At 62.0% G+C, this 13,187-nt stretch carries 10 protein-coding genes and 1 tRNA gene; 6 read left to right on the plus strand and 5 right to left on the minus strand.

Annotated features, from left to right (window positions below; all coding sequences use genetic code 11):
* Positions 1-2: 2 nt before the first annotated feature.
* The 3 genes from QA637_RS13320 to QA637_RS13330 form a co-directional block, all read right to left on the minus strand.
* On the minus strand, positions 3-815 hold the full coding sequence (locus QA637_RS13320; protein WP_167528433.1) for a GNAT family N-acetyltransferase: 813 nt from the start codon (positions 813-815) through the stop codon (positions 3-5).
* Between the two features lie 33 nt (positions 816-848).
* Positions 849-2,090, minus strand: a complete 1,242-nt coding sequence (gene argJ / locus QA637_RS13325) for a bifunctional glutamate N-acetyltransferase/amino-acid acetyltransferase ArgJ (protein WP_283061698.1) — start codon at positions 2,088-2,090, stop codon at positions 849-851.
* A gap of 132 nt (positions 2,091-2,222) precedes the next feature.
* Entirely contained in the window at positions 2,223-3,077 is an 855-nt protein-coding gene (locus QA637_RS13330; RefSeq protein WP_153443263.1) for a peptidylprolyl isomerase, read from the minus strand.
* 241 nt (positions 3,078-3,318) lie between these two features.
* On the opposite strand from QA637_RS13330, the gene secA reads away from it, so the two are divergent.
* The 3 genes from secA (at position 3,319) to QA637_RS13345 (ending at position 8,858) form a co-directional block, all read left to right on the plus strand.
* Positions 3,319-6,030, plus strand: coding sequence for a preprotein translocase subunit SecA (secA, locus tag QA637_RS13335; protein ID WP_283061701.1), 2,712 nt, complete (start codon positions 3,319-3,321; stop codon positions 6,028-6,030).
* Positions 6,031-6,192: 162 nt separating this feature from the next.
* Positions 6,193-7,587, plus strand: coding sequence for a lipopolysaccharide biosynthesis protein (locus QA637_RS13340; protein ID WP_167528436.1), 1,395 nt, complete (start codon positions 6,193-6,195; stop codon positions 7,585-7,587).
* Positions 7,584-8,858 carry a GNAT family N-acetyltransferase gene (locus QA637_RS13345; protein WP_153443260.1) on the plus strand — a complete coding sequence of 425 codons (1,275 nt, stop codon included), beginning with the start codon at positions 7,584-7,586 and terminating at the stop codon, positions 8,856-8,858. Before QA637_RS13340 ends, QA637_RS13345 begins: the two co-directional genes overlap by 4 nt.
* Before the next feature lie 11 nt (positions 8,859-8,869).
* Here the strand turns inward: QA637_RS13345 and QA637_RS13350 are convergent, their stop codons facing one another.
* Positions 8,870-10,507, minus strand: coding sequence for an AMP-binding protein (locus QA637_RS13350; protein WP_283061703.1), 1,638 nt, complete (start codon positions 10,505-10,507; stop codon positions 8,870-8,872).
* Between the two features lie 201 nt (positions 10,508-10,708).
* Between QA637_RS13350 and QA637_RS13355 the strand changes: the two genes are divergently transcribed.
* Both QA637_RS13355 and QA637_RS13360 read left to right on the plus strand, forming a co-directional pair.
* Positions 10,709-11,257, plus strand: a complete 549-nt coding sequence (locus QA637_RS13355) for a Rid family hydrolase (protein ID WP_283061705.1) — start codon at positions 10,709-10,711, stop codon at positions 11,255-11,257.
* Between the two features lie 202 nt (positions 11,258-11,459).
* Positions 11,460-12,356 carry a LysR family transcriptional regulator gene (locus tag QA637_RS13360; protein ID WP_153443258.1) on the plus strand — a complete coding sequence of 299 codons (897 nt, stop codon included), beginning with the start codon at positions 11,460-11,462 and terminating at the stop codon, positions 12,354-12,356.
* A 21-nt stretch (positions 12,357-12,377) separates the two neighbouring features.
* Here QA637_RS13360 and QA637_RS13365 read toward each other — a convergent pair.
* Positions 12,378-12,462, minus strand: a tRNA-Leu gene (locus tag QA637_RS13365).
* A 211-nt stretch (positions 12,463-12,673) separates the two neighbouring features.
* On the opposite strand from QA637_RS13365, the gene QA637_RS13370 reads away from it, so the two are divergent.
* On the plus strand, positions 12,674-13,183 hold the full coding sequence (locus tag QA637_RS13370; RefSeq protein WP_153441610.1) for a disulfide bond formation protein B: 510 nt from the start codon (positions 12,674-12,676) through the stop codon (positions 13,181-13,183).
* Positions 13,184-13,187 lie beyond the last annotated feature (4 nt).

Raw genomic sequence — 13,187 nt, forward strand, 5'->3', positions numbered from 1 at the left:
CGTCAGGCCCTCGGCGCGCGATAAAGGTAACGATAGACCTCGGTGAAGCCGGCCTTGCGGTAGAGCTCGACCGCCGCTTCGTTTTCGGCCTCCACCTGCAGCCAGGCTTTCTTCGCACCCTTGAGGCGCGCCCAGCGTAGCGAGGCATCGAGCAACGCCGAACCGACCCCCTGTCGGCGCACGCCCTCGGCGACCGCGAACTGCATGATGCCGGCCAGATCGTTGTCCTGGACCACCAGCGACACGGCGGTCGGGCCGATCTCAAGGTCTTCGAACAGGAACAGGCCGCATTCCGGCTTGATGGCATTGATGATTTCTGTAAGCGCCGGCTTGGTCTGCGGCTCTTCTTTGCCGATCAAGATGCGCGCATCGACGAAACGGCCGACATCCTTGATGGGGAGGTGGTCTATGCCATCGCCGAATTCGCGCTCGGCTAGGTCCGCCGTCAGCACCAGGCTGTGCCCGAATGCGACCCAGCCTTCGTTGTCCATGTAGGCGATCAGCTGCGGCGGCGTCAGCGGCGTCTGGCGAACGATGAGCGGACGGCCGTAATCGGAGAAGCGCTTGCCTGCCTTTTCGAGCCGGATGTGAATGTCACGGTAATCCGACGGGTCGAGCGGGTTGACCGAGTTCAGGCGCTTGGATGCATGTCCCGCCGTAAGGCGGATCAACCAGCTGCCGTCATACTGAACGCTTGCGGCCGGCCAGGCGCGGAAGCCGACGGCTTCCAGGCGGCGCACACTCGGGAGATCAACCATCATCGCGTCCCCAACCGCCGCGCCCGTCGTCGGCGGCTGCCTGTCATTCGATGTCATTCGTTCGCAACCTTGGATCAGGGAACCAGAGCATCAGCTTCTGTAGTCGCCGTTGATCTCGACATATTCCTTGGTCAGATCACAGGTGTAGACGGTCGCACGACCCGAACCGAGACCGATGTCGACACGGATCGGAATGTCTTCGCCCTTCATGACGGCGCTTGCCGCTGCCTCGGAATAGCCCGGATCCCGCTCGCCCTCGACTGCAACGCGCACATCGCCGAACCAGATCGCAAGCCGGTCCCGTTCGGCCATCTCTCCGGATTTGCCGACAGCCATGACCACCCGGCCCCAGTTCGCGTCCTCGCCGGCAACAGCCGTCTTGACGAGCGGCGAATTGGCGATCGACAGCGCAATGCGCTTGGCTGCGGCATCGCTCTCCGCGCCTTCGACGGTTACGATTACCATCTTGCGGGCACCTTCGCCGTCGCGCACCACCTGCAGCGCCAGATCGCGCAGCAGGTCGTTGAGCGCCGCGCGGAAGGCGTCGAGGCGCGGATCGACAGCGTCCACGACCTTCGCCTGACCGTCCTTCGCCGCCGCGCCGGTGGCAAACAGCATCAGCGTGTCAGAGGTGGAGGTGTCGCTGTCGACCGTGACGGAGTTGAAGGTCGGGCCGACGCCGGCGGAAAGCAGAGCCTGCAGTGCTGGCGGCGCGATGTCCGCGTCCGTCACGACGAAGGAAAGCATCGTCGCCATATCGGGCGCGATCATGCCCGCCCCCTTGGCGATGCCGTTGATCGTCACAGTGACGTCACCAATCTTGGCACTGCGGGTCGCGACCTTCGGATAAGTATCCGTTGTCATGATCGCCTTGGCCGCCTCGAACCAGAAATCTTCCTTAGCGGAAACCGCAAGACCATCGAGGACGCCGGCGAACTTAGTCGCATCGAGCGGCTCACCGATCACGCCGGTCGAGGCGAGGAATATCTCGCTATCGGTGCATCCGACAGCCTTGGCTGCGGACTGCGCCGTAAGTTCGGTCGCCTCCCGCCCCTTCTTGCCCGTGAACGCATTGGCATTGCCCGAATTGACGACGACGGCGCGGGCAACACCTGCCGGCAGATTCCTGCGGCAGAAATCGACCGGCGCCGACGGGCATTTCGATCGGGTGAAGACGCCAGCGACCGCAGCGGGCTCGTCGAAGATCATCATCAGCACGTCGGTGCGGTTCTTGTACTTGATCCCTGCGGCTGCCGTAGCCATGCGCACGCCTCGAAGCGGCGGCATTTCGGCGAAGGTTTTCGGAGCGAGCGGAGAAACGGAGCCGGACATGGGACGAACCTGCTTTGGAGAACCGTGGATGATGTTGCGGCAAATGCCCAAACGGAATCGAACCGTCGGGCATCGACAATGAGTGAGCCGGATGTCGCTCAGCCCTTCAGACGAACGACATCCGGCGAAAGCTTACTTCGTTTCCTGGGGCTTGTTGGCCTCGTCGTAGGCCTTCTTGAGCGCCGGATCCGAAATTTCGACGCCGGTTTCCTTTTTCGCGGAAGCCAGGAGCTCAAGGTACTTGTCACGCATGACGAGCTGACGAACCTGCGGCTCGACTTGTTCCAGCGTCGGCGGCGCCTGCGGGCGCTTGTCCTCGACGAGGATGACGTGGAAGCCGAACTGCGTCTTCACCGGGGTTTTGGTGTAGGTGCCCTTTTCGAGAGCGAAGGCGGCTGCCTCGAATTCCGGCACCATCCGGCCTTTGGCGAAATAGCCCAGATCGCCGCCGTCATCCTTGTTCGGATCGGACGACTTGGCCTTGGCGAGTTCGACGAAGCTCTTGCCGGCGTCAAGCTCCTTGATCACGGCCTTGGCCTCGTCCTCGGTCTTCACCAGGATGTGGCGTGCCTTGATCTCTTCCTGCGCCGGGATTGCGGCAATTTCCTTGTCGTAGCGTGCCTTGACATCTTCCTTCGTCACCGCATCCACGACATGCTTCTTGAAGAACGCATTGTGCAGTTCGCGTTCGGTGAGATAGGCGATGCGCAGCTTGAAGACAGCGTCGTCCTGGAGGCCCTCCTTCTCGGCGTTCTTTGCCAGTAGCTTGACATCGATGACGGCCGAAAGCGCGGCGGCGCGCTTCTGTTCTTCCGGCATCTGCTGAAGCTGAGGATCGAGACCACCGAGAGCGAGATTGAGCTCGGACTGGCGGACTTCCTGCTCGCCAACCTTCGCGATTACCGGATCGGTTTCTTCGGCGTGCGCTCCCTGCAAAGCGATCGCCGCGACGAAAACCGCAGCCGCCAAAGTCTTGTATCTGGACATTTCACTAACCTTTCACCATTGACCGCCGGCGCGATTGCCTCAGGCCCTGCGGCTGCACAACACCAGAATGTGGCTGATCTGTAGCCATCCAGCAGTGCAAGTGCGTTGACATAATCCGACCCCCCTCTTATCTGTCACGCAACCTCGCGTCCAGAACAGTTTCCGGGCGTTTCATGGCATTATGTGGTTTTTCAAGCCCAACCTGAAACCCCAGGCGACAAATAAAGAAAGGGCCATTCGTATGGTCAGTCTCGGCGGCCTAGCCCGCAAGTTATTTGGTTCCGCCAATGAGCGCCGCGTCCGTAGTTACAAGGGCCGGGTGGACGACATCAACGCGCTTGAAGCCGAAATGAAGGCGCTCAGCGACGAAGCGCTGGCGGCAAAGACCACAGAATTCCGCCGGCAATTGGCCGAAGGTAAGACGCTCGACGACATCCTCGTGCCCGCCTTCGCCGTCGTGCGCGAAGCCGCGCGCCGCGTGCTCGGCCTGCGCCCCTTCGACGTTCAGCTCATCGGCGGCATGATCCTGCATGAGCGCGCCATATCCGAGATGAAGACCGGTGAAGGCAAGACGCTCGTCGCGACGCTGCCTGTCTACCTCAATGCGCTCGCCGGCAAGGGCGTCCATGTCGTCACCGTCAACGATTACCTTGCCCAACGCGACGCCGGCATGATGGGCCGCATCTACGGCTTCCTTGGCCTGACCACCGGTGTCATCATCCACGGCCTCACCGACGAGCAGCGCCGCGACGCCTATGCCTGCGACGTCACCTACGCGACCAACAACGAGCTCGGCTTCGACTATCTGCGCGACAACATGAAATATGAGCGCTCGCAGATGGTACAGCGCGGTCACTTCTTCGCGATCGTCGACGAAGTCGACTCCATCCTGGTCGACGAGGCACGCACGCCGTTGATCATCTCCGGTCCGCTCGACGACCGCTCCGACCTCTACAATACGATCAACGAGTTCATTCCGCTGCTTGCACCTGAAGACTACGAGATCGACGAGAAGCAGCGCTCGGCCAACTTCTCGGAGGAAGGCACCGAGAAACTCGAAAACATGCTTCGGCAGGCAGGGCTCTTGAAGGGCGAGTCGCTTTACGACATCGAGAACGTCGCGATCGTCCACCATGTCAACAATGCGCTGAAGGCCCACAAGCTCTTCACGCGCGACAAGGACTACATCGTGCGCAACGGCGAGATCGTCATCATCGACGAGTTCACCGGCCGCATGATGCCGGGCCGTCGTTATTCCGAAGGCCAGCACCAGGCGCTGGAGGCCAAGGAAAAGGTCCAAATCCAGCCCGAGAACCAGACGCTCGCCTCGATCACTTTCCAGAACTACTTCCGCATGTACGAAAAGCTTGCCGGCATGACCGGTACGGCAGCGACGGAAGCAGAGGAATTCGGCAACATCTACGGCCTCGAAGTGGTTGAAGTTCCGACCAATCTGCCGATCCAGCGCGCCGACGAGGACGACGAGGTCTATCGGACGGCGGGCGAGAAGTACAAAGCGATCATCGACGAGATCAAGGCCGCGCACGAACGTGGCCAACCGATGCTGGTCGGCACCACCTCCATCGAAAAGTCCGAACTCCTCGCCGACATGCTGAAGAAGAGCGGCTTCTCGAAATTCCAGGTCTTGAACGCCCGCTACCACGAACAGGAAGCCTATATCGTCGCGCAAGCCGGCGTCCCGGGGGCCGTGACGATCGCCACCAACATGGCCGGCCGCGGTACCGACATCCAGCTCGGCGGCAACCCCGATATGCGCATCCAGCAGGAACTGGCCGAGATGGAGCCGGGGCCGGAGCGCGAGGCACGAGAAAAGGCGATCCGCGAAGAAGTGCAGAAGCTCAAGGAGAAGGCACTCGCCGCCGGGGGCCTTTATGTTCTCGCAACCGAGCGCCATGAAAGCCGCCGCATCGACAACCAGTTGCGTGGCCGCTCGGGCCGTCAGGGAGACCCCGGGCGTTCGAAGTTCTACCTGTCGCTGCAGGACGACCTGATGCGCATCTTCGGGTCCGACCGCATGGACGGCATGTTGCAGAAGCTGGGCCTGAAGGAAGGCGAGGCAATCGTCCATCCATGGATCAACAAGGCGCTCGAGCGGGCACAGAAGAAGGTCGAGGCGCGCAACTTCGACATCCGCAAGAACCTGTTGAAATATGACGACGTGCTCAACGATCAGCGCAAGGTCATCTTCGAGCAGCGTATTGAGCTGATGGATGCCGAGAGCGTCACCGAGACGGTCACCGACATGCGCAACGAAGTGATCGAGGAAATCGTCAGCAAGCGGATTCCCGAGCGAGCCTATGCCGAGCAATGGGACGTTGAGGGCCTGAAGGCGGACGTCCAGCAATATCTCAACCTCGACCTGCCTCTCACCGAATGGGCGGCCGAGGAGGGCATCGCCGAGGACGATATTCTCGAACGCGTCACCGCTGCCGCCGACAAGGCTGCGGCCGACCGGGCGGAACGCTTCGGTCCCGACATCATGCAATATGTCGAGCGCTCCGTCGTGCTGCAGACGCTCGACCATCTCTGGCGCGAACACATCGTCAACCTCGACCATCTTCGTTCGGTCATCGGCTTCCGCGGCTACGCCCAGCGCGATCCGCTGCAGGAATACAAGTCCGAGGCCTTCGAACTGTTCCATGGCCTGCTCGGCAATCTCCGCCAGGCCGTGACGGCGCAACTGATGCGCGTCGAACTGGTGCGAGAGGCACCGGAGGCACCGCAGGCTCTGCCGCCGATGGAGGGTCATCACATCGATCCGCTGACCGGCGAGGATGACTTCGCGCATGCTGGTGCGCCGCTGCTGGCCGCGGCACCGGCGGACCGCAATCCGGCCGATCCCTCGACCTGGGGCAAGGTATCGCGCAACGAGCCCTGCCCCTGCGGCTCGGGCAAGAAATACAAGCATTGCCACGGAATATACGAAGCATGATCGAATGCCGCCTTCGGGCGGCATTTTCATTAGGACGTGACAGCTTTCCGCGAATGCCGCGCTGAACCGTTTGTTAACGCTGATCTGGCAGAAGTGAGGCCCTGTATTGCGTAGTGTCAGGGTGTCCTCGTGTTCATGGCGGTATGTCAATCAGCCGGACGAATGCTGCCGTCGGCGCTGAGGCAACGCCTGTCTCCGCTGCTGGCCAGGCTTGGACCGATCGCGTCCGGCGCTGATCCGAAGAGCCGCGCCCAGCGCACGGCGCTGATCGCCTTCGCGATCCGCATCTTCAGCGCGGCCATTGCCCTCGTCTCGCAGATCGTTCTCGCTCGTCTGATGGGCGAGTTCGAATACGGTGTCTTCGTCTTCGTCTGGGTCCTGGCCGTCCTGTTCGGCAACCTGTCCTGCCTCGGCCTGCATGCGGCCGTGATCCGCTTCGTGCCGGAATATCAGATGGCGGACGCCGTGGCCGAGATCCGCGGGCTGACGACCGTGGCGCGCGTCTTTGCGCTGTTGTCGGCGACCGTACTCGCCGCCATCGGCGGCATCGGTCTCTGGTTCTTTGCCGACATGATCGAGCACTATCATCTCGTCGCCCTTTACCTCGGCCTGGTCGCCCTGCCGATGATTGCGCTCGGCGACGTGATGGACGGCACCGCCCGCGCGCATAGCTGGCCGCTTGCGGCGATGAGCCCCACCTTCATCGTCCGGCCGCTGCTCATTCTCGTCTTCATGGTGTTAGCCATCGCCGCCGGCTTGCCGAATACGGCGAAGACGGCAATGGTCGCCGCGCTGGCAGCCACCTACATCACGACGCTCGCGCAGTTTCTCGCGATGACGTCGCGCCTGCGCAGGCGCTACGTTCGCGGGCCGATGAAGATCGAACTCGGATCATGGCTGCGCCTTTCCGTGCCGATATTTCTAGTCGAAGGTTTCGGTTTCCTGCTGACAAATTCCGACGTGGTGATCGTCGGGCTCTACCTGCCGCCAGACGACGTCGCGATCTACTTTGCGGCTGCCAAGACCATGGCTCTCGTTCATTTCGTCATGTTCGCCGTAAAGGCGGCGGCGGGGCCGCGCTTCTCCGAGGCGATGGCTTCCGGCGAAAGCCGCCAGCTTGCAGAAATCGCAACCGAAAGCGCACACTGGTCCTTCTGGCCCTCGCTCGCGATGGGCGGCACGGTGCTTATCGCCGGTCGTTTTCTTTTGTCGCTATTCGGCCCGGCCTTCACCGCCGGCGCGCCGTTGATGGCGGTCCTGTTTGCCGGGATTCTGGCCAAGGCCTTCGTCGGCCCGGTCGAAACCCTGCTTACCATGGCCGGCCGACAGAAGCTCTGTGCGATGCTTTACGCGACCGCGCTCGCCGTCAACATCGCGCTGAACTTTGTTCTCATCCCGGCCTTCGGCCTGATGGGCGCAGCCTTCGCCACCGCCGGCGCGATGTTCTTCGAGGCGGCAATTCTGCACCTCGCGGCAAGACGCACCTTCGCCATCCCCCTTCTCGCTTTCGCGGGCGCAGGAAGCGGCAACGACAAGAACGAGGCGATCCGTCCATGATCGGCAATACACCCTTCCCCGGAAACACGAACGGCAGGGCGAGCCGCCTGCTCGGCGGATTGGCCCAACCCGGCTTCGACGCGTCACAACCCGAGCAGACCATCAGCGTGGGGCGGCCCGGCCGCTATCTTTCGATCTATTCCGCAAGGGCAGGCTACGAGTTGCAGCGAGAGCTCGATTACCTTTCCAACCGCGCGATAGAACCGAACATATTCTTTACCGGCCGCTTCCTCGCCCCGGCCATGCCGCGCCTGGAAGACCGCGTCATCCGGCTCGCCGTGATCCGGGACAACGACGAACGCCGCAGCCGAATGCGCTTCCTCATGCCGTTTTCGATCGAGAAGCCGGGCTTTGCGATCGGCCCCTCGATCATTCGTGCCTGGTCCAACCCGTTCGGACCGCTGGGCGTGCCGCTGCTCGATGCAGAAGATGCGGCCGAAACGATCAGCAATCTCTACGAAGCGTTGGCCGCCCCCTCCTCCGGTCTGCCGCCGGTGCTCGTGCTGCCGGATGTAAGACTCAAGGGCCGCTTCGCACAGCTCGCGCGTGCCGTCGCGATCAGCGAAAACCTGCCGCTCACCGTGACCGACAGCTTTGAACGGCCGATGCTGGAAAGCCTGCTCGACGGTCCGACCTATCTGCGCAAGTCAATCAAACGCGCGCATTTCAAGGAATTGCGGCGCCAGTGGAAGAACCTCGAAAAGCACGGACAGCTGACCTACAACGTCGCGCGCCAGCCTGAGGAGATCCGGCTGCGCATGGAGGAATTCCTGGCGCTGGAGGCTTCCGGCTGGAAGGGGCGCGAACGCAGCGCCATGATCACGGATCGCTTCCGCGCCGCCTTTGCTCGCGAGGCGATCACCAATCTCGCCGAGACCGACAGCGTCCGCATCCACACACTCGATCTCGACGGCAAGGCGATCGCCGCCATGGTCGTTCTGCTGATGGCCGGCGAGGCTTATACGTGGAAGACCGCCTATGACGAGCGATATGCCTTATATTCGCCCGGCAAGCTGCTGCTCGCCGAACTGACGGAATGGCACCTCGACGACGCCAACATTACCCGCTCCGATTCCTGCGCGGTGCCCGATCACCCGATGATTAGCCGCTTCTGGCAGGAGCGCGAGGAGATGGGAACGCTCGTCATCGGCCTGCACCAGAACCGTGACCGCGACGTCCGCCAGGTTGCGGCCCAACTCCACCTCTATCGCAACACCCGCAACATGGCGCGGCTGCTGCGCGAGAAGATACGGGCGCTCGCCGGCCGCTGACGTCGCTCCCGCTACTCCCGAAGCGCCTCGGCAGCGGCCCGGTCGCGCAAAAGCCGGCGGATCACCTTCCCCGACGTCGTCAGCGGCAGGCTGTCGACGAACTCGATCTCGCGCGGGTATTCGTGCATGGAGAGCCTGGTTTTCACCCAGTCGCGGATCCCGGCTGCAACCTCTTCATCGGCAGGGGCGCCTGGTCTCAGCACCACATAAGCCTTGACGATCTCGGTGCGCAGCGGATCGGGCTTGCCGACGACCGCCGCCATTTGAACGTCCGGATGGCCGGCCAGGCAATCCTCGATCTCGCCGGGACCGATGCGGTACCCCGATGAGGTGATGACGTCGTCGTCTCGGCCGAAGAAGGTGAAATAACCCTCCGCGTCCATCACGCCCTGATCCCCGGTCGTCATCCAATCGCCGATGAACTTCGCTTCCGTCGCCCGTTCATTGCGCCAATAGCCGAGGAACATCACCGGATCCGGGCGCTGCACGGCCACCTGCCCGACCGTTCCCGGCGGCAGGACCCTCCCCTCGCCGTCGATGATCGCCACACGATGACCGGGGGCCGCCTTGCCCATGGAGCCGGGCTTCAAGACACCGAGATCCGCGGCCGAAGAGATGACGATATTGCACTCCGTCTGGCCATAGAACTCGCTGACATCGATGCCGAGCGCTGCCTTTGCCCACTCGAAAGTCTCCCGCCCGAGCGCCTCGCCGGCGGAGCCGATCGTCCGCAGCTTGAGGGCGTAGCGATCGCGGGGCCGATCGACGGCCTTGAGCAGCCGAAGCGCAGTCGGCGGGATGAAGGCATTGCGCACATCCATCTCTTCCATGATCCGGAAGGCCATAAGCGGGTCGAATTTCTGCGCCGGCGACGAAACCACCGGTACGCCCAGCAGCAGGGACGGCAGCAGCGTGTTCAGAAGCCCCCCGGCCCAGGCCCAGTCGGCCGGGGTCCACATCCGGTCGCCCGGTTGCGGCAGGAAATGATGATGGAACTGGAATCCCGGCAGATGGCCGAGCAGGACGCGATGACCGTGGAGCGCCCCCTTCGGAGGTCCGGTCGTTCCGGAGGTATAGATCATCAGCGCCGGATCATCCGGCGTCGTATCGGCGGCAGCAAAACGCCTCTCGCTGTTTGCGAGCCGGTCGAAACGGACCGTGGCTGGCTCGTCCTCCTCTTCCGCCAGTACCACGAGACCGAGTTCCGGCAGTTTGTCCCGGATCCCCGCAAGCCGCTCGTAGCCGAACCGGTTGGTGACGATGGCGGTCGCAGCAGCATCCAGCAGGCGATATTCGAGCGCATCGACGCCGAACAGCAAGGCGAGCGGCAAGGCAATCGCGCCGAGCTTGTAGATCGCAACATGCGCGATTGCCGCCTCGAAACCCTGCGGCAGGAAGATCGCGACGCGGTCGCCGCGCTTGATGCCGTGGTCCGCCAATCCGGCAGCAAAGGCCGACGAGCGCGCCGCGAACGCGCCATAGGTCAGAGACAGATGCGCGCCATCAGGTCTGAAATGCTGGAGGCAGACACGCTCCGGCTCCCGCTCCGCCCAGGCATCGCTGACCGCAACGCCGATGTTGAACTTCTCCGGAATCCGCCAGCGGAAATCGCGATAAAGTTCGTCGTAGTTTTCGATTTTCGGGAGCATGGCCGCAACAGAATTGTTGCAATGCAGTTAACATTTCTGCTTGGGCGAGTTCAATGGGTGCTCAAGAGGGCGCAACGAAGCTCGCGCTGTCCCTTGATCGCAATTTTGCAAGAACGGACTCGCGCGGATGAGCCTTGAGTGAGTGAGCCGCGGTGCCAAGATGCGTCACGTCGCGATCATGAACAAAGGGAACACACCGCTATGAGCAGTTCGGATACTCGATCGTTCAATCACACGCGCCGCCGTCTCGTTGCGCTTTCTGGCCTGGCAGCAGCGGCCGTAACCGCATTCGGCACACCCGGTCGCGCCGAGGGAAGTGGCGGACAAAAATCCGCAAAAGGCATGGGCATGCCGTGGGAAGACGAATATGGATATGCGCAATCCGTAAAGGTCGGCGACACCATCCACCTCTCCGGCCAATTAAGCCACAACGACAGCGGAGAAATAATCGCCCCGGCGCCCATCGACGCGAACGGAAAAGTTACGGACTTCTCGAATATGGGAGCTCAGATGGAGCAGGCCTATGCCAACTGCGCGAAGCTGCTGGCGCAGTACGGGTTGACCATGGAAAGTGTGGTGCAGGAAGTTATATACGTGCTGGACATGGATGCAGCCTTCAAGGTGGCTGGCCCGGTGCGAAAAAAAGCATTTGGCTCTCAAAAGCCCGCTGTCGCTAGCACTATTCTCGTTACTCCCCGCTTGGCCTTCCCGAGCCAATTGATCGAAATTAGCATGATGGCCGTCGCTTAGCGCCAAGGCTCCCAGTAGCCGGCGCGCGCCCGTTGCAGGAAAAGCTTGCGCGCGCCGCGATCACGCCCGCCACTCCGAGATGAGGATGCGCTGCTCCGCGTGGAGCAGTCTCTGCGACCTTCATAAGTGACCGCAACGGGCTTGCATCTGAAACTCCTCGCGGCGAACAATGCGCCCAATTGTGTAAGCGCGTGAGAAATCGATGCAGGACGATCATCTGTCTTGGGATGACCTGAGGCTGCTGAAGGCGGTCGCGGAGGGCGGAAGTGTAGCGAGAGGCGCACATGCGCTCGGCATAGACAATTCAACCGGGTTTCGTCGCATAGCGCGCCTTGAGGCCTCGCTCGGGGTAAAACTCTTTGAAAGGCATCGAAAGGGTTACGAACTCACTCAGGAAGGTGCCGAGATATTCGCGTTGTCGATGCGCATGCAGCGAGATGTCCAAGCCACGTCGCTAAAGATCGCGGGTGCCGACCAGAGCCCCGTTGGTCATATTCGGATTGCCACCAACGACACCATCATGTCGCGCTTTTTAGCCGGCATTTTTGCGTCCTTTCAATCCAGGTTCCCCGGAATGTCGCTGGAGGTGGTGACGGGCAACGTCTCATTGAATCTGTCGCAAAGGGACTGCGATGTGGCCATAAGAGCCACAAACAGGCCACCCGAGAATCTGGTCGGTAGACGGCTGGCAACAATTGGATGGGCGCCGTACAGACGCGTTTCAGAATCGCACGGAGCGGAAGATCCCTTCGAGGGGCGGTGGATCAGTTTCGCAGGTGAGCTCAGTGACTTGGCTGCGGCACGCTATTTGGCCACGAGGGTCGCGCCCCACCAGATAGCCTTTAGCGCGAATTCAACGGAAGCAGTTTTCGCTGCCGTTTGCGCGGGAATTGGGGCGGCGTATCTGCCGTGTTACCTTGGCGACAACACGCCCGACCTGGAGCGCCTGACGCCACCGGAGGGTTCCTTGGCGAGCGCGTTGTGGATCTTGACGCACCCGGAACTGAAGAGGGCCAAACGAGTACGGCAGTTCATCGATCACTGTGTCGGTGCACTTTTGCCGCTCCGCGCCACCATGGAGGGTTTGCCCGGGAGATAGTGGACACACTGTTTTGAATGGTGGTGCCCCATGCCGGGGTCGAACCAGCACTCCTTTCGGAACTCGATTTTGAGTCGAGCGCGTCTACCAATTCCGCCAATGGGGCTCAGGCTGTGATGTCAGCGGATTGCGATTTACACGATCGATTTCGCGCCGGTCAACCGCGAAAATGCATTTCGCCATCCGGCGATCACAAAAGCGTGCAGGCTGTGTGTCTTGCGGGCAATTTACAGCGCCGCCAATCCTTCTTAAGAAGGCGTCGTGATTATACGTCCGGCGCCGCAGCGCCCACCCTGTCGCTCGACCGCGAGGTATCCATGACCGCAGTTTCCGTCGTCCAACGCCAGCATCTTGTTGGCGCCGTTCTTGTCACGCTCGGCATGGCGGCGACGGTCGGCGGCGCGCTCGGCTTCGAGCACATTGGCGGCTATATCCCCTGTGCGCTTTGCCTGCTGCAGCGCAATCCCTATTACTACGGCATTCCGCTCGGCCTTCTGGCAATCGTTTCGAGCGCTCTCAAGCTGCCGGCATGGATCACGCGCACGCTGCTTCTGCTCGTCGGCGTCCTGATGCTCGTCGGCGCCGGGATGGGCGTCTATCATTCGGGCGTTGAATGGCATTTCTGGGAGGGACCGTCGACCTGCGCGACGGCCGCCCAAGGCGTCTCGTCTGATGTGGGCGACCTGCTCGGCGATCTCGATGCGAAGCACGCCCCTTCCTGCACGGATGCGGCGCTGCGCGTGCTTGGCCTCTCATTCGCGGGCTGGAACGTGATCGCAAGCCTTATCCTGGCTGCGATCGCATTGCGCGCTGCCGCCAAGGCTTGATGAC

Origin of the sequence: Sinorhizobium terangae, from assembly GCF_029714365.1 — a bacterium.
Classification (GTDB): domain Bacteria; phylum Pseudomonadota; class Alphaproteobacteria; order Rhizobiales; family Rhizobiaceae; genus Sinorhizobium; species Sinorhizobium terangae.

What these genes read in the sequence shown, in the direction of transcription:
- QA637_RS13360 (WP_153443258.1), top strand. Translation starts at nt 11,460, where the DNA reads ATGCAGGACGATCATCTGTCTTGGGATGACCTGAGGCTGCTGAAGGCG.
- QA637_RS13345 (WP_153443260.1), top strand. Translation starts at nt 7,584, where the DNA reads ATGATCGGCAATACACCCTTCCCCGGAAACACGAACGGCAGGGCGAGC.
- QA637_RS13340 (WP_167528436.1), top strand. Translation starts at nt 6,193, where the DNA reads ATGCTGCCGTCGGCGCTGAGGCAACGCCTGTCTCCGCTGCTGGCCAGG.
- QA637_RS13350 (WP_283061703.1), bottom strand. Translation starts at nt 10,507, where the DNA reads ATGCTCCCGAAAATCGAAAACTACGACGAACTTTATCGCGATTTCCGC.
- QA637_RS13320 (WP_167528433.1), bottom strand. Translation starts at nt 815, where the DNA reads ATGACATCGAATGACAGGCAGCCGCCGACGACGGGCGCGGCGGTTGGG.
- QA637_RS13330 (WP_153443263.1), bottom strand. Translation starts at nt 3,077, where the DNA reads ATGTCCAGATACAAGACTTTGGCGGCTGCGGTTTTCGTCGCGGCGATC.
- argJ (WP_283061698.1), bottom strand. Translation starts at nt 2,090, where the DNA reads ATGTCCGGCTCCGTTTCTCCGCTCGCTCCGAAAACCTTCGCCGAAATG.
- secA (WP_283061701.1), top strand. Translation starts at nt 3,319, where the DNA reads ATGGTCAGTCTCGGCGGCCTAGCCCGCAAGTTATTTGGTTCCGCCAAT.
- QA637_RS13370 (WP_153441610.1), top strand. Translation starts at nt 12,674, where the DNA reads ATGACCGCAGTTTCCGTCGTCCAACGCCAGCATCTTGTTGGCGCCGTT.
- QA637_RS13355 (WP_283061705.1), top strand. Translation starts at nt 10,709, where the DNA reads ATGAGCAGTTCGGATACTCGATCGTTCAATCACACGCGCCGCCGTCTC.